General features: G+C 67.7%; 22 protein-coding genes. 7 read left to right on the top strand and 15 right to left on the bottom strand.

Features of this window, described 5'->3' with window-relative positions; all coding sequences use genetic code 11:
* Positions 1-28: 28 nt before the first annotated feature.
* The 9 genes from ACWZHB_RS13575 to ACWZHB_RS13615 form a co-directional block, all read right to left on the bottom strand.
* A complete protein-coding gene (locus ACWZHB_RS13575; protein WP_427908294.1) occupies positions 29-1,309 on the bottom strand; it encodes an MlaD family protein in 1,281 nt (426 codons plus the stop codon).
* Complete coding sequence (locus ACWZHB_RS13580) at positions 1,306-2,406, bottom strand: MlaD family protein (RefSeq protein WP_427908295.1); 1,101 nt, start codon at positions 2,404-2,406, stop codon at positions 1,306-1,308. Before ACWZHB_RS13580 ends, ACWZHB_RS13575 begins: the two co-directional genes overlap by 4 nt.
* Entirely contained in the window at positions 2,403-3,506 is a 1,104-nt protein-coding gene (locus tag ACWZHB_RS13585) for an MCE family protein (protein ID WP_427908296.1), read from the bottom strand. Before ACWZHB_RS13585 ends, ACWZHB_RS13580 begins: the two co-directional genes overlap by 4 nt.
* Positions 3,503-4,552, bottom strand: coding sequence for an MCE family protein (locus ACWZHB_RS13590; protein WP_427908297.1), 1,050 nt, complete (start codon positions 4,550-4,552; stop codon positions 3,503-3,505). The genes ACWZHB_RS13585 and ACWZHB_RS13590 overlap by 4 nt, the downstream gene beginning before the upstream one ends.
* A gap of 7 nt (positions 4,553-4,559) precedes the next feature.
* On the bottom strand, positions 4,560-5,597 hold the full coding sequence (locus ACWZHB_RS13595; protein WP_427908298.1) for an MlaD family protein: 1,038 nt from the start codon (positions 5,595-5,597) through the stop codon (positions 4,560-4,562).
* Entirely contained in the window at positions 5,594-6,868 is a 1,275-nt protein-coding gene (locus ACWZHB_RS13600) for an MlaD family protein (protein WP_427908299.1), read from the bottom strand. The genes ACWZHB_RS13595 and ACWZHB_RS13600 overlap by 4 nt, the downstream gene beginning before the upstream one ends.
* 4 nt (positions 6,869-6,872) lie before the next feature.
* Positions 6,873-7,727 (bottom strand): ABC transporter permease, encoded by an 855-nt coding sequence (locus ACWZHB_RS13605; protein WP_427908300.1) that lies wholly within the window; start codon positions 7,725-7,727, stop codon positions 6,873-6,875.
* Positions 7,727-8,620: an MlaE family ABC transporter permease gene (locus ACWZHB_RS13610; protein ID WP_427908301.1), complete on the bottom strand. Its 894-nt coding sequence runs from the start codon at positions 8,618-8,620 to the stop codon at positions 7,727-7,729. Before ACWZHB_RS13610 ends, ACWZHB_RS13605 begins: the two co-directional genes overlap by 1 nt.
* 335 nt (positions 8,621-8,955) lie before the next feature.
* Complete coding sequence (locus tag ACWZHB_RS13615; protein WP_427908302.1) at positions 8,956-9,531, bottom strand: hypothetical protein; 576 nt, start codon at positions 9,529-9,531, stop codon at positions 8,956-8,958.
* A 318-nt stretch (positions 9,532-9,849) separates the two neighbouring features.
* On the opposite strand from ACWZHB_RS13615, the gene ACWZHB_RS13620 reads away from it, so the two are divergent.
* The 4 genes from ACWZHB_RS13620 to ACWZHB_RS13635 are packed head-to-tail and all read left to right on the top strand — an operon-like array spanning position 9,850 to position 15,525.
* Positions 9,850-11,448, top strand: a complete 1,599-nt coding sequence (locus ACWZHB_RS13620; RefSeq protein WP_427908303.1) for an AMP-binding protein — start codon at positions 9,850-9,852, stop codon at positions 11,446-11,448.
* Positions 11,445-12,641, top strand: a complete 1,197-nt coding sequence (locus ACWZHB_RS13625) for an amidohydrolase family protein (RefSeq protein WP_379218582.1) — start codon at positions 11,445-11,447, stop codon at positions 12,639-12,641. Before ACWZHB_RS13620 ends, ACWZHB_RS13625 begins: the two co-directional genes overlap by 4 nt.
* Positions 12,638-14,065 carry a FadD3 family acyl-CoA ligase gene (locus ACWZHB_RS13630; RefSeq protein ID WP_427908304.1) on the top strand — a complete coding sequence of 476 codons (1,428 nt, stop codon included), beginning with the start codon at positions 12,638-12,640 and terminating at the stop codon, positions 14,063-14,065. The genes ACWZHB_RS13625 and ACWZHB_RS13630 overlap by 4 nt, the downstream gene beginning before the upstream one ends.
* Complete coding sequence (locus ACWZHB_RS13635) at positions 14,062-15,525, top strand: amidohydrolase family protein (protein WP_427908305.1); 1,464 nt, start codon at positions 14,062-14,064, stop codon at positions 15,523-15,525. The genes ACWZHB_RS13630 and ACWZHB_RS13635 overlap by 4 nt, the downstream gene beginning before the upstream one ends.
* On the opposite strand, the gene ACWZHB_RS13640 is transcribed toward ACWZHB_RS13635, so the two are convergent.
* Positions 15,473-16,051, bottom strand: coding sequence for a GNAT family N-acetyltransferase (locus ACWZHB_RS13640; protein ID WP_427908306.1), 579 nt, complete (start codon positions 16,049-16,051; stop codon positions 15,473-15,475). The genes ACWZHB_RS13635 and ACWZHB_RS13640 overlap by 53 nt on opposite strands.
* 111 nt (positions 16,052-16,162) lie before the next feature.
* Here ACWZHB_RS13640 and ACWZHB_RS13645 point away from each other — a divergent pair, with 111 nt between their 5' ends.
* A complete protein-coding gene (locus ACWZHB_RS13645; RefSeq protein WP_427908307.1) occupies positions 16,163-16,729 on the top strand; it encodes a TetR/AcrR family transcriptional regulator in 567 nt (188 codons plus the stop codon).
* On the opposite strand, the gene ACWZHB_RS13650 is transcribed toward ACWZHB_RS13645, so the two are convergent.
* The 3 genes from ACWZHB_RS13650 to ACWZHB_RS13660 form a co-directional block, all read right to left on the bottom strand.
* Complete coding sequence (locus ACWZHB_RS13650; protein WP_427908308.1) at positions 16,722-17,645, bottom strand: hypothetical protein; 924 nt, start codon at positions 17,643-17,645, stop codon at positions 16,722-16,724. The genes ACWZHB_RS13645 and ACWZHB_RS13650 overlap by 8 nt on opposite strands.
* Before the next feature lie 84 nt (positions 17,646-17,729).
* Positions 17,730-17,891 (bottom strand): hypothetical protein, encoded by a 162-nt coding sequence (locus ACWZHB_RS13655; protein WP_427908309.1) that lies wholly within the window; start codon positions 17,889-17,891, stop codon positions 17,730-17,732.
* 559 nt (positions 17,892-18,450) lie between these two features.
* Positions 18,451-19,320, bottom strand: coding sequence for a radical SAM protein (locus tag ACWZHB_RS13660; protein WP_427908310.1), 870 nt, complete (start codon positions 19,318-19,320; stop codon positions 18,451-18,453).
* A 215-nt stretch (positions 19,321-19,535) separates the two neighbouring features.
* Here ACWZHB_RS13660 and ACWZHB_RS13665 point away from each other — a divergent pair, with 215 nt between their 5' ends.
* Both ACWZHB_RS13665 and ACWZHB_RS13670 read left to right on the top strand, forming a co-directional pair.
* Positions 19,536-20,792, top strand: a complete 1,257-nt coding sequence (locus ACWZHB_RS13665; protein WP_427908311.1) for an amidohydrolase family protein — start codon at positions 19,536-19,538, stop codon at positions 20,790-20,792.
* 6 nt (positions 20,793-20,798) lie between these two features.
* Positions 20,799-21,101, top strand: coding sequence for a DUF4286 family protein (locus ACWZHB_RS13670; protein WP_427908312.1), 303 nt, complete (start codon positions 20,799-20,801; stop codon positions 21,099-21,101).
* 49 nt (positions 21,102-21,150) lie between these two features.
* Here the strand turns inward: ACWZHB_RS13670 and ACWZHB_RS13675 are convergent, their stop codons facing one another.
* Both ACWZHB_RS13675 and ACWZHB_RS13680 read right to left on the bottom strand, forming a co-directional pair.
* A complete protein-coding gene (locus ACWZHB_RS13675; protein ID WP_427908313.1) occupies positions 21,151-22,311 on the bottom strand; it encodes a thiolase C-terminal domain-containing protein in 1,161 nt (386 codons plus the stop codon).
* On the bottom strand, positions 22,308-23,501 hold the full coding sequence (locus tag ACWZHB_RS13680; protein ID WP_427908314.1) for a Zn-ribbon domain-containing OB-fold protein: 1,194 nt from the start codon (positions 23,499-23,501) through the stop codon (positions 22,308-22,310). The genes ACWZHB_RS13675 and ACWZHB_RS13680 overlap by 4 nt, the downstream gene beginning before the upstream one ends.

The raw sequence follows: 23,501 nt of genomic DNA on the forward strand, positions 1-23,501 counted from the left end.
ATCGAGCTCGGTCGGCGGTCTGGTCCGGTCATCGGTGTGGAGCGGGGGGCGGATCGGGCAACGGCGGGCCCGCGAAGGTCAGGGGCAGCGACAGCGGTCCCACCGGTGTCTGGAACGTTTGCCGGACCGCGGGCTCGCCGGGTGGCGGCGGGCCGGGGATCGCGGCACCAGGCGGGCGCGGCGCGTTGGCGGCGCCACGGATCAGGACCGACGGGTCGGTGTTCGGGCAGTACGTATACCGGTACGGCTCGGGAAAATCGGGCAGCGACGGCGACCGGCGTGGCAGGTCGTAGTCGCAGGAATAGCGGGGATACAGGTTCACCAACCCCCAGACACCACCGTCGTGGAAGGCGACCGCGATCGCGTCGAGGGTGGATCCGCCTCGCTCGGTCGGGAAGAAGAATTCCTGGAAAGCAGGCACTCGCGCGCCGGTGACATCGGCGACCACCCCGAGGTTGTCGAGCAGCTTCGCGCCACCGTCGGCGTTGCGGGCGAGCACCGCGTCCAGCGCGCGCAGCGTTCCCGGCGACGCTTCGAGCAAGGCCGCGTAACCACCGGATTTCGCACTCATCCCGGCCATCACCTGATTCATATCGGTGGCGAACGCACCGAGGCCGGGGGCGAAGTCGCGCACGGTCCCGAGCACCTGTCTGCTGTCGCGCAGCAGGCTCACCGTCTGCGGCAGCACCTCGTCGAGCGTGGAGATCAGGAAGATGCCGCCGTCGATGATGTCGGCCAGCTTCTCCGGCCCCTGCGGACCGACCCCGAACCCGTCGACGACCGCCGCCAGCTGAGCCGGCTCCACTTGGGCCAGTGTGGAATCCAGCTGACTGAGGGTCTGCCACAGCGGAGTCGGCGTGCTGGTGCGTTCCACCCCGATCTCGGCGCCGTCGCTCAGGTAGGGACCGTCGTCGCCGGTGGGCCGGAAGTCCAGGTACTGCTCCCCCGCCAGTGACAGGCTCGCCACCCGGACCTCGCCGTCGGCCGGTACCGCGGTGCCGGAGTCGATCACCGCCACCGCGACCAGCCCGGATCCGGTGAGTTCCACCGACTCCACGGTGCCGACCGGCACCCCACGCAGGGCGACGGTCCGGCCGGTCAGCAGCCCGCCCGAATCGGCGAGATGGACGCGAACCCGGTAGGTCGACGCGGCCGGATTCACCCCCAGCGCACCGAATGTCAGATAGCCGATGCCGATCACCAGCGTGAGCACCAGCGACACCGCCGAGGCCGCTGCCCGCCGTGCGCGGACCGCGCCCACCGCGTCGACCACCAAGCGGGCAAGGGCTTCACCCACACCACCCGTCATCGGCCCGCTCCGGTGATCCGGCCCTGCAGTCGAAGCAAGGTGTAGGTGAGCGTGCCGACGAAGTTCGTCCAGTCCCTGGCGTCCGGCAGCCTGCTCTCCGGATCGCCGGGGTGGTTCACATCGGGCAGCACACCCAGTGCCAGATCCTGGAAATCCGCGTCCGTGCTGGCCGCCGTGCTTGTGGTCACCGCGATCACCGGTCCGAGCATCGAATTCATCGCCGCCACACTGGCTTCGGGGTGGGTCGCCGCGGCGTTGAGCTGCTCGGCGATCCGGTTGATATCGGCGATCATGCCGGTGGTCTCGGTGCCGTCGAGACCGGGGAACCGCGCGAGCTGCTCGGAGATCCGGCCGACCTCACCGACCAGCGACAGCGCCTGGTCGGAGTTGGCGCGCAAGGTGTTCAGCGCGGGTCCGGCGGTGGCGAGGACCTCGTCGATGGTGCCGGATTGTTCGTGCACTGTGCGCGCGAGCTGATCGACTTCCGCCAACGTCGCGCGGATGTCGGCCGACCGTGCGGCGAGCGCCTGCACCACCCGGGTCGACTGCGCGATCAGGTCCGCCATCCGATCGCCGCGGTCCCCGACCGCATGGCCGAGCCCGTTGACAATCGTCGTGAGATTACGCAGGGCACCACCATTGACCAGCAGCGATGCCGTGGTGAGCAGTTCCTCGACAGTTGCCGCGGCGGAGGTGTGCTCCCGGGCGATGCGGTCGCCGTCGGCCAGCGCAGGCGTGGCGGGCGTCGCTTCGGCGGGCGCGGTCAGCGAGACGAAGATATCGCCGAGCGGGGTGGCCGAGCGTAGTTCGGCGGTGGACCCCAACGGCAGGCGAACCTCGCGCCGGATGCTCAATGTCACGACGGCGGTGTAGTCGCGCACCACCATCTCGGTCACCTCGCCGACGTCGGCGCCTGCCAACCGCACTTTTGCTTTGGCGGGCAAGTTCAGCGCGTTCGCGAATTCGGCGTGCACCGTGTAGCTTTCGCCGCTGCCGCCGGGCGCGGGCAGTGGCAGGTCGCCGAGCCCGACCGCGCAGCCGGTCCCGCCGACCAGCGCCGCGAGCGCGAGCGCTCCGGCACGACACCAGGCGCTCATCGCGGCAACCTCGACATCGCCTCTAGCATGTCGGTGATCCCGAAGTCGGGCCCGAAATCCTGCAATGTCCCTGTCGCGCAGCCGAGTTGGCGCAGCCCGAGGATATTGCAGAATTCCTTGACCAGCTGGCCGTCGAAGAAGACCTTGTCCAGCAGGGCGTGCACGCGGACACCGCGATAGTCGAAGTCGACAGCGTTGTAGGCGTTGTTCAGCAGCAGCGGTGTCACGTCGATGAACTCGGCGAGCTCGCTGCGATAGTCGGCCATCGCCTTTGTCACGGTGGCGCCGTTGGACAACGTGGCCGACAGCGTGCCCGCGTTGGCGGTGAGCAGCGCGTCGGTCTGGCGCATGATCTCGACGATCTGGGCGCCCGTACCGCCGGTGCCGATGCCCAGATCGGCCACCACGTCACCGAGTTGCCTTGTGGCGGTGCCGAATTCGCCGACGACGCGGTCGTTCTCGGCGGCGGCGCGCAGCAGTTCGGCGAGTTGGTGCACCAGTTGGGTGATCGTCTCGCGGGTGGCGTCTCCGCCGTCCTCGCCGAGTTTCAGCGCCACGGCGAGCTGATCGAGGGTCTCGCGCAGTGGCGCACCGCTGCCGGTGGCGATCGCCGACGACGCGGTGAGCAACCGCGCGACCGGGCCGTCACCGGGCCGCTCACCTTCGAGTTCGCCCGCCATTCGATCGGCGGCGCCGAGCAACCGGTCGAATTCCACCGGCGTGCGGGTGCGGTCAAGGCCGAGGCGCGCACCGTCCGGCAGCGTGGGCCCACCTCGGTAGACGGGTGTGAGTTCCACATGGCGGTCGGTGAGTACCGATGTCGACAGGGTGACTGCCCTGACATCGGCGGGGATCGCGACATCACGATCGACGGCCAGGGTGACCTCCACCTGGGAGCCGCGCGGCTCGACGGCGGTGACCTCCCCCACCGGCATGCCGAGCACCGCAACGGCATTGCCCACATACAGGCCGGCGGCATTGTCGAACATCGCGGTGACGGCGGCTCTGCGTTCGCCCCGGATCGGGCTGTCCGCGGATCCGGCGGCGACGCCGATCCCCAACACCACAGCGGCGGCCAGCAGTACGCGTCCGGCTCTCATCGACAGTCCTCGAAGTAGGGGGGCAGGTTCGCCGTCTCCGCGCGCCCGCCCAGCGCGCACATCCACGAATCGATCAGCGGCCCGGCCGGCGCGGTGAAGTCGACTTCGTTGGCGGTGCCGGAGGCATTGGCGAAGTTGCGCACCGGAATCGGCAGGATCTCGAGCGTGCTGCGCAGGAGCTCGTCGTTGCGCGCGAGGCTGCCGAGCAAGCCCTCCAGACCGGTCAGCAGGGCGTCGACGGCGGGGCGGTCGTGCACCACCAGGGTGCGCACCTGATCGGCGAGATCGCGGGTGGCGCTCATCAAGCGCACCACCGCGTCGCGGCGCGCCACGATCTCGTTGAGCAGGTCGGTGCCCTGGGCCATCACGGCCGCGAGGTCGGCTTGCTGGCCGTGGATCACCGAGGTGAGCGTCGCGGTACTGGTCAGCAGTGCGCTGGTCTCCCCGCGCCGCTCACCGATGACGGCGGCCAGCGCGCGCAGGTTCGCCAGCATGGCGGGCAGCACCGAGGGCATGCCCTCCAGCTGTCCGGCCAGGGTGGTCAGCGAGTCACCGATCTGGGCGGTGTCGATCCGGTCGAAGGTAACGGTGGCGTTGTCCAGCGCGGTCTGCAGGTCGTAGGGAACTTCGGTGTGCGCCAAGGGAATCCGCCGGTCCGGTAGCGCACCCTCGCCCGCGGGCCGAAGCTCGACGTATCGGGCGCCGAGCAAGGTGGTCAGCTTGATCGCCGCACCGGTCTCGGCGCCGAGCGGCACCGCCGCGTCGATGTTCAGCGAGACCAGCACTCGATCGCCGACCAATCGCGACGCGCCCACCGTGCCGACCCCGACCCCCGCGATCGTCACCGAGTCCCCGTTGCTGATCCCGGCCGCCTGGGCGAACTCGGCTTCGTAACGCACCGTCCCGACACCGACCGCGCTCACTCCGACGGCGCCGACGGTGGCCGCGAGCAGGAGCACGACCGCGATCAGCCCGAGCAGGCCGCGCGAATGCTCCTCGATCGGCCGCTGCGCCAACCGGATCCACTGTCGTACAGGTAGTTTCATCGTCGCCTCACCGGCAGATCGGGGAATACTCGGGTTGCCCGCTCGGCGTGGCGAGGCCGACAACGGTCGGCACCAGCGCCTTCAGCGACGGCAACAGGGTGATGTTGAAGTTGCACAGATAGGTGCTCAGGTACGCACCCTCTTGACTGACCCTGGCCAGCCCCTTCATCAGCGCGGGCAGGTTGAAACCGAGGTAGGCGAAGTTCTCCTTGTTCTCCTCGAAATGCCGGGTGAAGCCGGGCTCGCGGTAGAGCATGGCGTCGAGTTCGGGCCGCACATCGTTGAGCAATCCGGCCATCCGGCCGGTGACCAGCGCCGTCGAGTCCAGCGTGCCCAGTAGTTCGTCGCGGTGCGCGGCCAGCCCGCCGATGATCACCCGCGACTGGGTGATGAGCCCGCTCACCTCGCCGCTGTGGCGCGCCAGATCGCCGACCACCTGGTTCAGATTCCCGATCACCGCACCGAGCACCTGGTCGGGCCCGGCGAGCGACTGTGCCAGTTCCGATATCTGTTCGATCAGCAGGACCAGGGAGGTCTGATCACCTTGCAGCGCCTTGATCAGCGCGCCGGTGACGTTGTCCACCTGGGCGGGGTCCAGACCACCGAACAGCGGCTCGAAACCGTTGAGCAGTGCGGAGATATCGAAGGAGGGTTCGGTGTGTTCCACCGGGATCTCGGCACCCGCCGCCAGTGGCGTGCGCGCACCGAAGTCGGCGAGCGCGAGACCGAGATAGCGCTGCCCGATGACATTCTGATAGGTGATCGAGGCTTTGGTATCGCCGTAGAGCACTTGATCGTCCTGCACCCGGAACCGCACCCTGGCCTGGATACCGGCCAGTTCGATGCCGTCCACCCGGCCGACCCTGACCCCGGCCATTCGCACGTCGTCGCCGACCCGCAACCCGCTGACATCGCTGAAAATCGCTGAGTACCGGTGTGTTTGGCCGTTGATGTCACGGTCGAGCGTCACGTAGGTGACCCAGATCAGCGCCATCGCGACCGTGACGAACAGACAGACCCCGATCAGCGGGCGGCGGTAGCTCATCGGGTGCCTCCCATGGGAAAGGGGCCGTCGGCCAGCAACGGCACGAGCACGGATTCGGCACCGTTCTGGTTTCCGCGCAGCGCTCGCTCGATCAGTGCGGTGATCTCGGGCGGCAAAGCGGCCACCCCCGGGTCGGCGGGATGCGATCGCGGGTCCATGACGGGCGGCAACTCCTCGATCGGCACCGACGTGGGGGCTGTCGCGCAGCTCGGGCCCGCCAGCTCTCCGTAGCGCGGGCAGTCAGCGCGGGTGTAGGGCGTGTGTGGTGTCATCCGGAACTGGAACTTGCCGCGCCCACGGGGGCTGTCGGCATTCCAGAATTCCTGGTACCACAGGTCGGACAGTTTGCGGATACTCACCACGATCTGGCTGAAAGCCGGTGAGCCCGCCGCGAATACATCGAGGACCGGGCCCATGTTGTTCGTGATGTCGACGGCCTGGTCGGTTCGGCGGTCCAGCGTGGCGCCGACCGTGCCGACCGTGCTGCCACCGGCGGTGAGCAGTCCCGCCAGCTGGCCGTTCTGTTCGGCAAAGGTACGCATCGGGAGCACGGAGTGATGCAGTGCGTCGAGCAGTTCGGGGGCCGCGGCGGTCAAGCCGCGGACCGATTCCGCGAGCATCGTCAGGGTCGGTGGGCCGCCGTCGTCGGCGAGCAACGCGTCGAATTCCTCGGTGATGCGCTCGAGCCGGGCACCCGCACCGACCAGATCGGTTCCGCGCCGGTCGGTCGCCTCGGCGACCGCGGCGAGCACACCCACCGTGCCCGCCGACCCGATCCGCGCGGTGGCGGCGATGATCTCGCGCAGTTTCGTCAGTGCGGTCTGTAGCTGCACCGTGGACAGGCTGGTGTCCTGCCGGATCTCGGCGTTCGCCGTGAGCGGCAGGCCCGGACCGTTGTCGACCAGCTGCACCGACGAGACCGCGAACACATTGCTGGGCACGACCCTGGCCGTGACGGTGCGTGGGATGCGTTCGGCGACAACAGGATCGAGCAGCAAGCGGACCCGGTTGGCCGAGCCCGCGCCGGCCGGGGACACCCCGTCGACGATGCCGACCAGCATCCCGCGGAACTTCACGTCGGAGCGGGCGGGCAGTCCGTCGCCGAGTTGTTCCAGAACGGCTGTCACCTCGACCTTTTCGTCGAATCGCCCGGTCGACCTCATCAACAGCGCGGTGACCCCCAGCGTCACCACCACGATCACCACGACACCGCGAAGGAGCAACGCCCAGCCGGCGGGACCGCGGCCGTCCTTCTCGAAGAGCACAGACATGAGCTCAGCCCCCCAGCCTGGCACTGGCACCGATGCCCCAGAGCGCGATCGTGAGCAGCAGATTCACGATGATCATCAGCGAGATCGCGGCGCGCATCGCCCGTCCGGCGGCGACGCCGACGCCCTGGGGACCACCCGCGGCGTAGTAGCCGTAATAGCACTGCACGGTCGAGGTGATGATCACGAAGAGCACAGCCTTGCCCAGCGAGTACGCGATGTCCGGCCCGTTGAGTACCAGCTGGAAATAGTGCTGGTAGGTGCCGGCGGAGAGCCCGCCCGACAGCCCGACGACCGCTTCCACCGCCAGGTAGTTGGCGGCCAGGCAGACGAGATAGAGCGGGACCATCGCCACGATCGAGGCCAGCAATCTGGTGCTCACGAGGTAGGGCACCGAGCGGATGGCCATCGACTCCATGGCGTCGATCTCCTCGGCGATGCCCATCGCTCCCAGCTGGGCGGTGAATCGGCAGCCCGCCTGGGCCGCGAAGGCCAGCGAGGCCATGATCGGCGCCAGTTCCCTGGTCGAGGCGGTCGAGGCGATCAGGCCGATGGTCGGTTCCATCCCGAGCAGGTGCAGGGCGTTGTAACCCTCCAAACCGACAATGGCCCCACCGGCCGCGCCGAGCACGATGATCACTCCCGCAGTACCCCCGCCGACAACGATCGAGCCGTTGCCCCAGGTGATGTCGGACAGGATGCGCAGGAATTCGCCACGGTAGTGCCGCAGCATCACCGGGATCGAGAACAGCGCGCGGAACAGGAACGAGAACATGTGCCCGACGCGCATGATCGACACACCGGCATGCCGCGAGACCCGCAGGACGGTGCGCGTGCCGCGCGGGCGGTACGGGCTCGCCATCACAGCCCCTGCCGGGGGAACAGGATCATCGCCAGCTGCGTGAAAACGACGTTCACGAGCATCAGCAGCAGGATCGAGGAGACCACCGTCGAGTTGACGGAATTCGCGACGCCGGCGGGCCCACCCTCGGTGTGCAGGCCCTTCTCGCAGGCAACGACGGCGACGATCATGCCGTAGATCACGGCTTTGACCAGGGTCAACCACAGATCGCTGACGGTGGCGAACGAGGCGAACGTGGTGACGAAACTACCTGGCGCTCCGTTCTGCGCGAACACGTTGAACAGGTAGCCGGCCAGAAATCCCACGAAGCACACCACACCGGTGAGCGAGACACCGACCAGCACGGCCGCCGCCACCCGCGGCACCACGAGGCGCCGCACGATCGAGACGCCCATGACTTCCATCGCGTCCAGCTCGTCACGGATCTTGCGCGAGCCCAGGTCGGCGCAGATCGCCGAGCCCACCGCCGAAGCCATCAGCAGCGCGGCCACCATGGGCGCGCCCTGGCGAATCACCGCCAGCCCACTGGCGGCGCCTGCCAGCGAGGTCGCGCCGACCTGACCGGCCAGCAGACCGAACTGGATGGACAGGGTGACTCCGATCGGGAGTGAGACGAAGATGGTCGGCAGTACGGCCGCCGAGGACATGAACGCCGACTGCCTGACGAACTCCCCGAACGCGAAACGTCGTGTGACGATGTCGGTGACGAGGTATTGGATTGCGCGGACACCGAGGATGAACTGCCCACCCACCGTCTCCAGTGCGGCGACCGGGTGACGCTTCAGGTAGCCGTGCCACCACGCCACGATCGCCCGGGTCGCGGGCTTTGCCTGCGGAGTCCGGACTTCGCCGTCCGGGGTTTCCCCGGCCGCAACTTCGCGGTGGATCGTCATCGCTGGTCTTTCGGGTCGGCTGGGCCGCGACACAGCGCGGCGAGAAGGAGCGGACATTCGCTGCACCACTACCCGGAAACGTGCTTCTCCATTGTGACCATCATTACTCGCACCCGTCAAGAGTGATGACGAACTAACAGGAGAATGTCATTCTCATGGCGTAGTCGACAACGGTCACCCAGCAAGGACCGAACCCACCCAGCGAATGCGCGCCAACCGCGGTACAACCGCACGTTGACGCGCTTCTCGGCACCACTGAGCCAACTCCGCCGGAACCAGTCGACAGCGGTGATCACACGTCGAGTCCGCCGGGGACTCGACCGCAGGAACTCTCGCTACGCGAGCGGCACGAGGTCGCGCATCCGCTCCCGGAACGAGGGCGGGAACAGGGCGCCGGACCGGAAGGACTCGATCGGCGACCTCGCCTCGCCGGGGAATCCGGCGGCGGCCAGCGCGCACGACTTGAACGCCTGCGCGGCCACACTCACGCGGTGGCAGGACGCGCCCACCCGCGCTTCCAGTTCTTCGGGAAGGCTGTCACCCCAGACGGCGACCTCGGTCAAACCGTTGTCCAGGCAGTCGAGCACACCGGCGCGCACCTCGCTTTCGGCGAGGTAACTCTGCACGGATACCGCGACAGCGGTGGGCCACAGATCATGGTTCGCCTCCGCCAGCGCCGGTCGCAGTTCCAGCACGGTGGCGCCGAGAATCTGCAGCGCGCCGACGTTGTCGAGGTCGGACACGAGAACGGTGACCTCCCACCCCGCCGCGGCCCGATCGAACAGCCAGCCACCCGCGTGCCGAACGACGTCGGCGGCGTCAGGGCCGACGACCGCCAAACGGTGACGTAGCGGATGCCGGTGCGCGTGCGCGCGCCAACGAGTCGCGGAATCGACGGATCGTGTAGCCATATCTTCCATCCCGTTATCGCGTACGAAAAGCCGTAACGGTCGCCTCGGGGGTGACCTGGCAGCGCCCGCCTGTTGTGACGCAGCACTACCGGTCTCGCGGAACGCAACTGCTGCCCACAGTAATTCGATTCTCCTCGGCGCGATGGACATTCTCCGATTACGCCCAAATGTGATCCACCTCACAAATAATGCCACGCGGATCGCCTACTTGCCGCCACGCTTTCGGACCTTGTTCGCCGTACGGAAATATGCTTCTCTGTTTGAGAGAACGCTGGAATCATCCAGCTGGCCCGACCTGCCGGAGATGGAGTTCGACCGATGCGCACGATTCCGCCAGACCTGGTCCGTCACTACCGGGAACAGGGCTGGTGGACCACCGAGACCCTCGGCGATCTACTGACCAGCGGGCTCCGCGCCGCACCCGACGCCGCCTTCCGGGTGCATTCCGCGGCACGGCCGTGGTCGGGCACCTTCGCCGATGTCGAACGGACCGCCCGACGGCTCGCGGCGGGCTTGCACCGCCGTGGCGTCGAGCCCGGCGATGTCGTCGCGTTCCAGCTGCCGAATTGGATGGAAGCCGCGGCGACCTTCTGGGCGTCGGCGTTCCTCGGCGCCACCGTCGTGCCCGTGGTCCACTTCTACGGCAGGCGAGAGCTGACCCATATTCTCGAGACCGTCCGGCCCAAGGTCTTCGTCACCGCCGACCGGTTCGGCAGCCTGGAATTCCCGGTCGAGGTCGCTCGCGATGTCCCCATCGTCGGCGTCGTCGGCCGTGACTTCGACGAGTTGCTCGACGACGAACCGCTGCCCGGCACGCTGCCGGTGGAGCCGGATCGCGCGGCGCTGATCGCGTTCACCTCCGGCACGACGCGAGCCCCGAAAGGGGTCGTGCACAGCCATCACACCCTCGGGCACGAAACACGACAGCTGGCCGGGATCTATCCCGGCGATCGCGGAGACCAGATCACCGCCGCCCCGGTCGGTCATTTCATCGGCATGATCAACGCCTTCCTGATCCCGGTGCTCGACGGACAACCGATCAACCTGGTCGACGTGTGGGATCCGGCGAACATCCTGCGCCTGATGACCGCCGAAGGTCTCGCCGTCGGCGGCGGCGTTCCGTACTACGTCACCAGCCTGCTCGACCATCCCGACTGGACCGAAGCGCACCTGCCGTACCTGCGCTACGCCGGGCTCGGCGGTGCCTCCGTTCCCGCCGCCCTCACCACCCGCCTGGCCGGCGCCGGGATCACCGTCTACCGCTCCTACGGCAGTACCGAGCACCCGTCGATCACCGGTTCACGCCATACAGCACCGGCGGACAAGCGGCTGTTCACCGATGGCGCGGCACTGCCCGGCGTGCAGATCCGGCTGGCCGAGGACGGCGAGATCCTGAGCCGAGGCCCGGATCTGTGTCTCGGCTACACCGACCCCGAGCTCACCGCCGCGGCCTTCGATGCCGACGGCTGGTACCACACCGGCGATATCGGCGTCCTCGACGACGACGGCTATCTGACGATCACCGATCGCAAATCGGACATGATCATCCGCGGCGGCGAGAACATCAGCGCGCTCGAGGTCGAGGAGATCCTCCTGACAGTGCCGGGAGTGGCCGAGGCGGTCGCGGTCGCGGTGCCCGACCAGCGACTCGGCGAGCGGACCGCCGCGGTCCTGCGCCTGCTCCCCGGACATCCGACACCCACGCTCGACGACCTGCGTACGCATTTCGCCGCGGCGGGCATGGCCAAGCAGAAGTGGCCCGAACAGGTGCACGCCGTCGCCGATTTCCCGCGTACAGCCAGCGGCAAGATCCAGAAGTTCGTGGTGCGCGCCGACCTCGCCGCACGCGCCGGCGGCGTTGCGATTACCCCTGAAAGAGAATACGATTCTCACAAGGTGACAAGGAGGATTTCATGACGAAGATCGAGCTGCCGTACCAGCTTTTCGATGCCGACAACCATCTCTACGAGACCAAGGAAGCGCTCACCAGGCATCTGCCCAAGGAGTACGCGGGAGCCATCCAGTACGTGGAGATCAACGGCCGCACCAAGATCGCGGTGCTCGGCCAGATCAGCGAGTACATCCCCAACCCCACCTTCGATGTGGTGGCCCGCCCCGGAGCCATGGAGGACTACTTCAAGAACGGCAATCCCGAGGGCAAGAGCAAGCGCGAGATCTTCGGCAAGTCGATGAAGGCCATCGACGCGTTCCGCGATCCGGTGGCACGCCTGCAGGTGATGGACGACCTCCAGCTGCAACGCGCGCTGATGTTCCCGACCTTGGCCAGCCTGGTCGAGGAACGGCTGCGCCACCATCCCGAGCTGATCCACGCGGTGGTCAAGTCGCTGAACCGGTGGATGCTCGAGGAATGGGGCCAGGACGGCAACTTCGTCCACTCCGATCGGATCTTCACCATCCCGGTGATCACCCTGCCGATCGTCGAGAAGGCGATCGAGGAATTGAACTGGGCCGTGGTCGAACACGGTGCCAAGGCGATCCTGGTTCGCCCGGCTCCGGTACCCGGCTTCAAGGGGATGCGCTCGTTCGCGCTGCCCGAGTTCGATCCGTTCTGGAAGCGGGTCGTCGAACTCGACGTGCTGGTCACCATGCACTCCTCCGACAGCGGCTACTCGCGCTTCGATGCCGAGTGGGACGGCAACCAACTGGAGATGCTGCCGTTCAAGACCAACACCTTCGCCATGACGAACCAGTGGCGGCCGGTCACCGACGCAGTCGCGTCCTGGGTGTGCCACGGCGCGCTCAACCGGTTCCCTGACCTGAAGATCGCGGTGATCGAGAACGGCTCCGCGTGGCTGGAGCCGCTGCTGCAGCAGCTGACCGACGTCTACAAGAAGGCGCCGGAGGGGTTCGGTTTCCGCAATCCGATCGAGGCCATCAAGCAGAGCCTCTACGTGAGCCCGTTCTGGGAAGAGGATCTGCAACGACTCTCCGACGTCATCGGCGTCGATCACGTGCTGTTCGGATCCGACTGGCCGCACCCGGAGGGTCTGGCCGAGCCCGCGCGCTACATCCACGAGATCAAGGACATGCCGCTGGCGAACCAGGCCAAGATCATGGGCGGCAACCTGGCGCGGCTGCTGAAGGTATGAACTGGGAATCCATCCCGCAGATGGTCCTGAGCGCGGCGGATCGCTTCGGCGATGCCGAAGCGGTCGTCGACGGCGACCTGCGGTTGAGCTTCATCGAACTCGCGGCCCGGATTCGCCGGGCCGCGGGGGCGTTCGCCGAGGCGGGCATCGGCAAGGGTGATCGGGTGGCGCTGTGGGCACCCAACTCCGCGGAGTGGATCATCGCGGCGTTCGGCCTGCTCACCGCGGGCGGCGTGCTGATTCCGGTGAACACCCGGTTCAAGGCCGAGGAAGCCCGCGACATCATCGCCCGCAGTGGTGCCAAGGCGGTGGTGGTGGAGCAGGGCTTCCTCGGCACCGACTACACCGGCGTCACCGACGTACCGATGATCGACCTGAAGTCCGGTTTCCTCGACAGTGGGCAGCCGCTCGAACGCCCGGTCGCGGGCACCGATATCGCCGACATCGTCTTCACCTCGGGGACCACCGGCCGCCCCAAGGGCGTGATGATGAACCACCGGCAGACGCTGCGGTTGTACTCGGAGTGGTGCGACCTGGCGGATCTGCGGGAGGGCGACCGGTATCTGATCGTCAATCCCTTCTTTCACATCTTCGGGTACAAGGCGGGGCTGGTGGCCTCGCTCATCCGGGGCGCGACCATCCTGCCGGTGGCGGTCTTCGATGCGGACGTGGTCATGGACATCGTGGAACGCGAGCGCGTGACGATGCTGCCGGGGCCGCCCACGCTGTACCACTCACTGCTGGAGGCGAAAGGCACCCGGGACCTGTCCTCGCTGCGGGCGGCGGTCACCGGTTCCGCCGACATCCCGGTGGAACTGATCCGCCGGATCACCGAAGAGCTTCCGTTCCAGTCGATCATGACCGGCTACGGCCTCTCGGAAGCGGGCACGGTCACCGCCTCGCGGCCCGGCGACAGTTTCGAACAGATCGCGACCACCGTGGGTCAGCCGTGCGCGGGGGTCGAGGTCGGCATCGCCGACGACGGCGAGGTGCTGGTCCGCGGTTACTCGGTGATGCTGGGCTATCTGGACGACCCCGACGCGACAGCCGCCGCGATCGGTGCCGACGGGTGGCTGCGCACCGGCGATCTCGGCGAGCTGGACCCCGAGGGCAGGTTACGCATCGTCGGACGCAAGAAAGACATGTTCATCGTCGGCGGATTCAACGCGTACCCGGCGGAGATCGAGGGCTTCCTGCTCGAACATCCCGCGGTGACCCAAGCCGCGGTCGTCGGCGTGCCGGACGAGCGACTCGGCCAGGTCGGCCGGGCATACGTGGTGGTCAAGGCCGAAGTCACCGAGGCTGAGCTCATCGAGTGGAGTCGCGATCGGATGGCGGGATTCAAGGTGCCCCGGTCGGTGCGTTTTCTGGATACCTTGCCGCTCAACGCGACCGGCAAGGTGATGAAAGACCAGCTGCGGTGAGCCATCCCGGGCCACGGCGAGGGCTGATCCGTGGCGCCACCGTGTTCGGCCGGTCGTGCACTGATGTGCGCTGGTCGAACGGGCGCATTACCGCCTGTGGTACCGGATTACGCGCCGAGCGGGGTGAACCGGTGCTCGAGGCAGGCGGCGGTTGGCTGCTACCAGGTCTGCACGATCATCACATTCACCTGCGCGCGCTCGCGGCCAGGGCCGGGTCGGTTCCGTTGGGGCCGCCGCAGATTCGTGGCCGGGAGGGATTCGCGGCGGCGGTGCACCGGGCTTGCGCGCGGCTGCCGCGCGACGGCTGGCTGCGCGGTGTCGGATACCACGAGAGCGTGGCCGGACCGCTCGATCGCGATGTCCTGGACCGGGTGGCGCCGGATCACCCAGTGCGCGTGCAGCATCGCTCGGGGGCGCTGTGGGTGCTGAACTCGGTGGCCTGCCGGGCGGCCGGAGTGGACTCGTGCTCGTTGCCCGGCATCGAACGCGATGCCGCGGGCCGTGCCACCGGACGACTGTGGCGGATGGACAGCTGGCTCGGTGCCAGGGTGGGCGGCGGACGCGTCGACCTGAGCGCGGTCGGGGCGGCGGCGGCAGCGGCGGGCGTCACCGGATTCACCGACGCCACACCGGATCTCACGGTCGAGGCGATCGACAGTGTGGCCGCCGACCGTGCAGCCGGTGCACTTTTGCAGCGCGTGCACTGCATGGCGCCACCGCGGACACCGGACCGGACCGGCCTCGGATTCACCCTCGGTCCCACCAAGATCCTGCTGGACGACACCGACCTACCCACACTGCCCGACTTCATCGCACGCATCCGGGCAGCGCATGCCGTCGGCAGGCCGGTGGCCGTGCATTGTGTCACTCCGGTGCAATTGGTGCTCACCATGGCCGCTGTCGACGAGGCCGGCGTACTGCCCGGCGACCGCATCGAACACGGTGCCATGATCCCCGCCGACACCCTGCCATGGCTGCGCCGCACGGCGATCACCGTCGTCACCCAGCCACACTTCCCCGTGGAACGGGCCGCGCAGTACGCCGCCGAGGTCGACCCCGCCGACCGCGCCGACCTGTGGCGACTCGGCTCGCTGATCGCCGCCGGGGTCGGCGTCGCCGCCGGAACCGACGCACCGTTCGGCGACGCCGACCCGTGGGCGGTGATCCGTGCCGCGACGGAACGCGCGGAGCCGGAGCGCATTTCGCTGACCGCGGCAATCGGTCTCTTCCTCGGCGAACCGACGGACCCGGCCCGCCCGCGCCGGATCACCGTGGGCGCTCCTGCCGACCTCGCTTTGCTGCGCCTTCCACCACAGGACATCACCACGCCACACCGCGACCTCGTCGGTGCCACGGTGATCGACGGACATGTCGTCTTCACCGCGCGGGGCGCTCGTCCGGGGGGCGCTAGGGCTTGCGACGATGCATTCGCCACACTGACAGGTCACCGTCGAGCGTGAGGTGTTCGACCACCGTGAACCCGAACCGCTGATACAGCGGAAGGTTTCGTTCGGTCGAGGTATCGAGCCAACAGGCGTGCCCGGCTCGGTCCAATTCGGTCAGACCATGTTTCATCAGCGCCGTGCCGAGTCCGGTTCCCCTGGAGTGCGGTGTGGTGCCGATGGTCGCCAGCACCCATGCGCCGTCGGGCACCGGCAGCGTCGACATCCGTTCTTCGGCCGCCATCAGACGATCGAGTCGGTCGCCGTGCAATCCCGCGATTCTGGCCGACACCTGCGCGGTCGGCGCTGGGGTGTCGGGAGGAAGGAAGGCGATCACACCGTTGCCGGTGGTGTCGATATAGGCGCTCCCGTGCGGCAGCGCCATGTGCTCGAGGTAGATGCGCTGCAGCGATGAGATGCGTTCCAGGCGAGCGTCTTCCGCGACACACCAATTCGTCCAGGGGTAGTCGGCGAAGGCCTCGCCGAGTATCTGCGCGGCGCGGTCGAGGTCTGCGGTGGACAAGGTGCGAATCGAAGTGGGCATACTCAATTTGTACCTATGTACAAATTTGAGGTCCAGTCAATTTCCGGCCACGTACGATCGCACGTCGACGCTGGGTGTCCGAGGCCGAGCGAACGTGTAACGGAGAGATCGATGGCTTACCTGGCCCGCGCCACGCGCCGTGACTCGATTGTCGAGGCAGCCGCCACGCTGGTGGCACGAGAGGGTCTGAGCGCGGTGACGGCGCGCGCCGTCGCGAGCGAGCTCGGCGGCTCACAAGGACAGATACACCATCATTTCTCCTCGACCGACGATCTTGCCGCCGATGCGTGGCGGCGCTACGCGGCCCGCGAGGTCGAGGCCTACCAGCGCGCGGTTGTCGACCTCGACCCCGGGGCCGCGCTGACACTGTTCTTCGCCGACCTGATCGGCGAGAGCGGCGACGAGGAGCACGCGCTGGCCCGTTGGGCCGAGGCCGGTGCGCACGCCCAGATCCGCGGCCCGGTCGCGACCAGCTATATCGAAACCCTCACACAATTGACCGACGTCCTCACAGCTGTCCTGTCCGGCGCGCACTCCGACGCGGCGCAGGCGCGAGCGGCCGCCGCTCGCCTCCTGATGGTCGGCGTCGGACTCGCCGGAATCACCCGGATCACCGACAACCCGCCACTGCCGATAGGGACGGTCATGCTCGCCGCGATTCGAGCCGAAATCAATTGACGGAAGCCTCGGGGCGCCTTGAGTCATCACGCAGCGGTGTCGGTGCCGTTGCGAGCTGATGCAGCCTTTCCATGGCGGTCAGAATCGCTAGAGCCTTCGTGGTGGGCAACCCAGTGATGATATCGCCGGCCACCCGCGGGGTAAGGCCGGCCAGCAGCGCCGCGGCTACATCTGCGTTCATCTCGGCGACGATGGTTGCGGCTGGACTATCGTCGTTGCGCTCGTCGGCTAGGCGAACGACGTTGTCATGTCGACGACCTCGGGTGAGGTCGGGACGCTGCTGATCGAACTTGGCGCGGTTCCACGCATCACCCCACTCGCTCACCGAAGTCCAGGTGCCGTCGTCGGTTTCGTTCAGCCGGTACGCCTGGTCTGCCTCATCCAGCATCGCGTTCACCAGGCGAAGAGTGACATCGAGACCGGGGAACCGTTTCCCGGTGAAGATGTCCGACAAGGTGGTCGTCGAGTAGCACCGGGCCATCCGGCCGGAAAGAGTGCGCAATCCAGGATTTCCGGTCGCGGCCTTCATCCGCCTGAGTTCGTAACGCAGATCATCGAACGTGTGGATCTCCTCCGGTCGAGGGCGCCACTGGTCGCGAGCAGCCGTGGCGTCTGGTCGCACAAGGCGCAATTGGCCGAGACGGTTCTGCTGTCCCCCGGGCGACGTGGTCGGCAACACGATCGCGGCCTCGCCCGAGTTGCGGCAAATGCTGAGGATCGTCGCCTGCGTTTGTTCCCAGCGTTGTCGCCAATCCTGGATTTCGGCGTCCTCTGCACCACACCCGATCAGAAAAGCCCGGGTGGTCTGCCAGGTGGGGAACTTCTTGCCGGCGGCGGCCGCTGCGAGTGTCGTGTGCGAGTAGGTCGCGATGTAGCCGATCTTTCGGAACGTCCGCTGGGGGGTGACCCTGTCCATTCGGTCCCGCAGGTTCTGCGCGAACTGGCCGACAGGTCCGTGGTCCTCGATCGGATTACGGCTTCTTCCCATCGTTGCGCCGCCTCACGCTCCCGCCGCGATGGCCTCCGATAGCGGCCAGGCAAGGGCGGACGTGGTTGTCAGCCAGCGCATCACGCCGACCGCGGCCGTACTCAGTGTGATCGGCACAGCCAGCGCGATCCAGGGATCCACTCCGTGCAGGACGAGTGCACCTGTCGCTGCCATGAACAGGAGGAATACCCAAACGTAGCGGGCGAACCACCACGACGGCAGACAGCTCGTGCGTGGTGTGGGGTGAGGTTTCAGCGATCCCATGGTCGGGCCTGCTCTTCCATTATCGAACCGGGTCGCGGGGCCTGGGGTAGCCGCCCGAGTGTGCTCCGCGCGTGACGTTCCTATCCTGCACCGAACTACGCGCATCCTCTGTTCGGAATTGTTCGCAATCCGGCCGGTGCTGTTCCCCCAATGTCCGTTGTCCGCAGAACAACTCGAACTCCACGATGTCGGCCCAGGTCAGATCGGCCCGGTCCCCATACGTCCTGATGCGTTCGTTCGCTGCCCCGGCACCAGGAGACTCCCAAGAAGGGCACAAGGACACCGAAAGACAAGGGAGACATCATTGCGGATGTCGGATACACCTCCGCATCGAACCGGGCGTGACATTCCGGCCTCGGGTTCCTGTAGCCGCAGGAACCCAATTCGTTCAGGTCGCCGTAGGAATGCGGGGCTCCCCGTTGAACAGGATCCGCGTCGTCCCGTGCCGCTGCGCGTGTCCGCGCTGCGCTCAGGCGGGGCGCGCGGCCGCTGGTGCCGCCGGGCAGCCGGTGACGCGCGCGTAGTCGAGTGACGGGGAATCCCGCCAGATCCCGATGAATCCGCCCTCGTCGCGCACGGTGCCGACCGGCTGTCCCCGGCGAGCCATCGGACAGGCGTACACCGCGCCGGACGCATCGATCAGGCAGCTCTCGGCTCCCCCGGCGCAGTACTCGGCGAGGTCACCGGTCGGGTGGGTGCCGAGCAGTACTTCGTCACGGTGCTTGTCCAGCCAATCCGCCAGTGCGCGGCGCTGACTCGCGTCGGGCGCGACTTCGGGCGGTCGATCACCGGTGAGGCGCAAGCGGGCGCCGAACACGCCGGTAACCGCCAGCAGCGCATCCAGCCGGTCGGCACTGTGTCTGGTGAGCGGTACCGAAACCTCGAATTCGTAGTCACCGGTGGAGGCGAGCAATTCCATGGCTCGAAGACTCGCGCGGAACGCACCGCGGCCACGAACGGCATCGTCGTCTGTCTCGGTAGGCGCGGCCAGCCGGACCCTGGCCGTCAGCCGGTGGTCGCCCGCGAGCCTGCGGGCCACCGCCGGGGTCATCCTGGTGCCGTCGGTGTCGAAGGCGAGCGCGATCCCCCGCCCGCGCACGTGGTCGGCGATGTCCCAGAAGTCGGCGCGCGCGGTGGGCTCTGCCCCGCCGATCTCCACACCGCACACCCCGAACCGCGCGAGGTCGTCGATCACCGCACGACACTCGTCGGTTCCGAGCCGAGGGCTCCGAGGCCGGATGCGGTCGTCGGGTCGTGCGGCGTCGAGCTCCCAGAAGACAGACATCGGCGGGGAGACGGCGATCGAGTCCGTCCCGGACAGACACAGCTGAGCGTCCACGCGACCTCCTGGTGAGAATCTAATTCTTACCGAAGGATAGGTCATCCAACCCGCACTGAACAGCATTTAGATCGAACAAGCGATCGGATACACCATGGAATGCGGCGAGAACCTTCGCTATGATTACCCTTCAGTGAGAATATGATTCTCGTCGAGATTGCCGCGCAGGGAGATCGCGCGGCCGCCGCGCAGCACATGACAGACCGAGGAGTCCAGTGAAGACCGACGACCTGATACTCGTGAGCATCGACGACCACGTAGTCGAGCCACTCGACATGTTCGACCAGCACGTCCCCCGCAAGTGGGCCGACTACGCGCCCAAGGTGGTCGCCGACGAGAAGGGCGTCGACCACTGGATCTACCGCGACCGACCGACCGGTGTCGCCGGACTCAACGCCGTGGTCACCTGGCCCGCGGAGGAGTGGGGCCGCGACCCGGCCGGCTACGCGGAGATGCGCCCGGCGGTCTACGACGTGCACGAGCGCATCCGCGACATGGACGTCAACGGCGTGCTCGCGTCCATGTGCTTTCCCACCTTCACCGGCTTCAGCGCGGGGCATCTGAGCCGCGGCGGCCAGGACGAGATCACCGTCGCCATGATCGCGGCGTACAACAACTGGCACATCGAGGACTGGGCAGGCGCCTACCCCGGCCGGTTCATCCCGATCGGCATCCTGCCCATGTGGGATCCGCGGCTGGCGGTGGCCGAGATCGAGCGGCTGGCCGCCCGTGGCTGCCATTCGGTGACCATGCCGGAACTGCCCCACATCGACGGCCTGCCCAGCTATCACGACATCGACTACTGGGCGCCGGTGTTCCAGGCGCTGCAGGACAACGAGATGGTGATGAATCTGCACATCGGGCAGGGCTTCGGCGTGCTGCGGCTCGCGCCGGACGCGCCGATCGACAACCTCATGGTGCTGGCGCCGAGCATCTCGCTGATCGCGGCGCAGGACCTGTTGTGGGGACCCGCATTCCGGCGCTTCCCCGGATTGAAGGTCGCCTTGTCCGAGGGCGGTGTCGGCTGGATTCCGTTCTTCCTCGACCGCTCGGACCGGCACTACACCAACCAGCGCTGGCTGCGCCGCGACTTCGGCGGCAAGTTGCCGAGCGAGGTCTTCCGGGAGCACGTTCTCGCGTGCTATGTGACCGACCGGACCTCGCTGAAACTGCGCCACGACATCGGCATCGACAACATCGCCTGGGAATGCGACTACCCGCATTCGGACTCGATCTGGCCGAACGCGCCCGAGTTCGTGCTCGAGGAGCTGGAGTCCGCGGGTGCGTCCGATGCCGATATTCACAAGATCACGTGGGAGAACGCCTGCAGGCACTTCGGCTGGGATCCCTTCCAGCAGATCCCGCGTGCGCAGGCGACGGTCGGCGCGCTCCGCGCCACCGCCACCGACGTAGATATCTCCACCCGATCCAGGGCCGACTACGCGGCCGCCTACACCCGACAGGAAGTCTGATCGACGATGACAGCTCGCCTCATGGTTTTCGCCACCCCGCACGACGGGATGGACGAGGAATACAACCGCTGGTACACCGATGTGCACATCCCGGAGGTCCTGACCATCCCCGGGGTGGTGTCCTGCGAACGGCACCGGCTGGACCGCGGCGGACCGGACGAGGAGCGGTACCTGGCCGTGTTCGACCTCGACGGTGATCCGGCAACCATCCTCGCCGAGCTTCGGGCGCGATCGATGGACGGCCGCATGACGATGTCGACGGCGTCGGACCCCGCGCGGACCAGAGTCACTGTGTGGAGCCCCCTCTGACGCACGACACAGAGCCCGGTACCTGATCAGGTACCGGGCTCTCGCGCGCTCAGCGGCCGGGGCCCTCGAGGATGGTGATCGCGGAGACAGCGGTGGGCCCACCCAGGTTGTGCGCCAACCCGATTCGCGCGCCGTCGACCTGATTCACCGCGGTGCCGCGCAACTGCTCGAACAGCTCGACACATTGGGCGATGCCGGTGGCGCCCGGCGGGTGCCCCTTGGTCTTGAGGCCACCACTGGGATTGACCGGCAGCGCACCCCCGACCGCGGTCGCTCCGGTCTCGAGGAGCTTGTAGCCCTCGAATCGCTCGGCGAACCCGAGATCCTCGTAACTCATCAGCTCGATGCCGGTGAAGTAGTCGTGCACCTCGGCCACGTCGACGTCGCCGGGGCCGAGACCTGCCATCGCGAAGGCGCGCCGTGCCGCGCGCAATGTCGCCGGAAAAGTGGTCAGATCGGGCCGATGCTGGAGCATGACCGAGTCGAGTCCCAGCCCGACGCCGCGCACCCACACCGGAGCGTCGGTGTAGCGGTCGACCACGTCCTCGGCGGCGAGCACCAACGCGGCGGCGCCGTCGCTCTGAGGCGCGCAGTCGTAGACCCGGAACGGGTCTGCCACGATCGGGGCTTGCAGCGCTTGCTCCATGGTGATCTCGAAAGGCAACCGCACCTTGGGATTTCGCGCACCGTGCCGATGATTCTTCACCGCCACCATCGCCAAGTGCTCCGGCGTGGCGTGCGACTCGTGCAGGTAGCGGCCCACATGCAGGGCGTAGCCTGCGGGCGCGAACAGGCCGAGCTCGTAGTCCCAGGCGCGATGCCTGGTCATCGACTCCCATTCGCGCAGCATGTCCTTCTGGGCGGTCTCGCGCAGTTTGTCCGCACCGATCACCAACGCCACGTCCACCGCACCGGAAGCGATGGCGTACAGGGCGTTACGTACCGCGTCGTTGCCGGTGGCGCAGGAATTCTCGATGTGGGTGACCGGTAGTTCGGCGAGACCGAGCGATTCCGCGAGTATCCCGGACCCGAACCCGTCGGTGGTCCGGAGCGCACCGAACCACGCGGCGTCGATCTCGGCCACCCGGAGTCCCTTGTCGACCGAGGCGGCGCAGTCGGCGAAGGCCATCGGCAGCAGGTCACCGATCCCCAAGGCGAAGTGTTCGGCGAAGGGGGTCATCCCCGCGCCGACGACAGCGACTCTTCTCATGGCAATTCCCTTTCCTGCCGCGCGAGAACGGTCTCGGGTTCGAACGCGTATCCGTAGTCCGGGACGCCCGAGCGGGTCGCCATCCGGCGCAACACCATTCGGCCGCGCACGCCGATTCCCGCAGTCCCGGCGTCACCTCCGGTCACCTTCGCCAGCGCGCGTACCCCGACATCGTCGAGTTCGACGATGACCAGCGAGTACGGGCTCTCGAGGCCCGCCACCGGCATGCGCACGGTGGTCTCGGCGTAGACGGTTCCGGTGCGCGGCAACGGCACCAGGGTGTAGTCGGTGGCGAGTGTCCCGTCCTCGCCCAGCCGATAGCGCGGGGGGAAGTCCAGCGTGGCGCTGCCGTCGAACCGACCCGCTTCCCAGCGCACCTTGGCCTCGAAGGCCCGCTCGTAGGCGGCCAGCGAGATCGGCCGATCGGTCGCTGGTTCGACGACGCCGTCGAGCGGCGGGCGCGCCGACGGCTCGTTGCGCCGCAACGACACCGGTCCCGGCACGACAGCGACACCGGACAGGCCCGCCTGTTCCACCCCGACCAGCAGCCCGGCGGCACCCGATTCGGCCATGGCGGCCAGCGCGAACAGCGCCGAGGACGCCCCCGTCGTCGGCAGCCGTGGCGGTGCCTGGCACAACGCGGCCGCCTGCTTGTGATCCACGCCCGCGACCGCGACCGGGGTGTCCAGCCAAGCCGCCGACAACGAGGCGACCACGCCGCGCTCGCGCAGCAATCGGGGATCTCCGTAGTCATTGACCCCGTTGGCATTTCGCGTGCGCACCGGCAGGCTGCGCGCCACCCTCGCGGTGGTGCGGATCTGCGCGCCACCGTGGTCGGAGATCCAGGCGGCCGCGGCGCCCGCGGGCTCGACATCCACGCCGATCACCAGGGTGCGTGGCCGGGCCGAACTCAGCGCGTCCAACGTGGCGGGGGCGCCGCCGAGGCGCTCGATCACTTCGAGCTCGGGATCCAGGCCGAGGCCGGCGAGCAGGACCGCGGTGTTGCTGCTTTCCACCAGTGGCAGATCGCGACTGACCACCACCACCCGCTCCACCGTCTCGCCCTCGGCGAGCGCGGAACGACCGGCCGCCACCGCGAGGGTGACCGCATCCTCGTCGCCACCCACGATCCGGCGGTGCCGGTCTCCCCAGCACGGCAGATATGTCCCTATCGATGCGACATGCGGCAT

This window comes from Nocardia sp. FBN12, assembly GCF_054031145.1.

Coding starts and splice junctions, on each gene's coding strand:
- ACWZHB_RS13575 (WP_427908294.1), bottom strand. CDS start 1,309: ATGACGGGTGGTGTGGGTGAAGCCCTTGCCCGCTTGGTGGTCGACGCG.
- ACWZHB_RS13580 (WP_427908295.1), bottom strand. CDS start 2,406: ATGAGCGCCTGGTGTCGTGCCGGAGCGCTCGCGCTCGCGGCGCTGGTC.
- ACWZHB_RS13585 (WP_427908296.1), bottom strand. CDS start 3,506: ATGAGAGCCGGACGCGTACTGCTGGCCGCCGCTGTGGTGTTGGGGATC.
- ACWZHB_RS13590 (WP_427908297.1), bottom strand. CDS start 4,552: ATGAAACTACCTGTACGACAGTGGATCCGGTTGGCGCAGCGGCCGATC.
- ACWZHB_RS13595 (WP_427908298.1), bottom strand. CDS start 5,597: ATGAGCTACCGCCGCCCGCTGATCGGGGTCTGTCTGTTCGTCACGGTC.
- ACWZHB_RS13600 (WP_427908299.1), bottom strand. CDS start 6,868: ATGTCTGTGCTCTTCGAGAAGGACGGCCGCGGTCCCGCCGGCTGGGCG.
- ACWZHB_RS13605 (WP_427908300.1), bottom strand. CDS start 7,727: ATGGCGAGCCCGTACCGCCCGCGCGGCACGCGCACCGTCCTGCGGGTC.
- ACWZHB_RS13610 (WP_427908301.1), bottom strand. CDS start 8,620: ATGACGATCCACCGCGAAGTTGCGGCCGGGGAAACCCCGGACGGCGAA.
- ACWZHB_RS13615 (WP_427908302.1), bottom strand. CDS start 9,531: ATGGCTACACGATCCGTCGATTCCGCGACTCGTTGGCGCGCGCACGCG.
- ACWZHB_RS13620 (WP_427908303.1), top strand. CDS start 9,850: ATGCGCACGATTCCGCCAGACCTGGTCCGTCACTACCGGGAACAGGGC.
- ACWZHB_RS13625 (WP_379218582.1), top strand. CDS start 11,445: ATGACGAAGATCGAGCTGCCGTACCAGCTTTTCGATGCCGACAACCAT.
- ACWZHB_RS13630 (WP_427908304.1), top strand. CDS start 12,638: ATGAACTGGGAATCCATCCCGCAGATGGTCCTGAGCGCGGCGGATCGC.
- ACWZHB_RS13640 (WP_427908306.1), bottom strand. CDS start 16,051: ATGCCCACTTCGATTCGCACCTTGTCCACCGCAGACCTCGACCGCGCC.
- ACWZHB_RS13645 (WP_427908307.1), top strand. CDS start 16,163: ATGGCTTACCTGGCCCGCGCCACGCGCCGTGACTCGATTGTCGAGGCA.
- ACWZHB_RS13650 (WP_427908308.1), bottom strand. CDS start 17,645: ATGGACAGGGTCACCCCCCAGCGGACGTTCCGAAAGATCGGCTACATC.
- ACWZHB_RS13655 (WP_427908309.1), bottom strand. CDS start 17,891: ATGGCAGCGACAGGTGCACTCGTCCTGCACGGAGTGGATCCCTGGATC.
- ACWZHB_RS13670 (WP_427908312.1), top strand. CDS start 20,799: ATGACAGCTCGCCTCATGGTTTTCGCCACCCCGCACGACGGGATGGAC.
- ACWZHB_RS13675 (WP_427908313.1), bottom strand. CDS start 22,311: ATGAGAAGAGTCGCTGTCGTCGGCGCGGGGATGACCCCCTTCGCCGAA.
- ACWZHB_RS13680 (WP_427908314.1), bottom strand. CDS start 23,501: ATGCCGCATGTCGCATCGATAGGGACATATCTGCCGTGCTGGGGAGAC.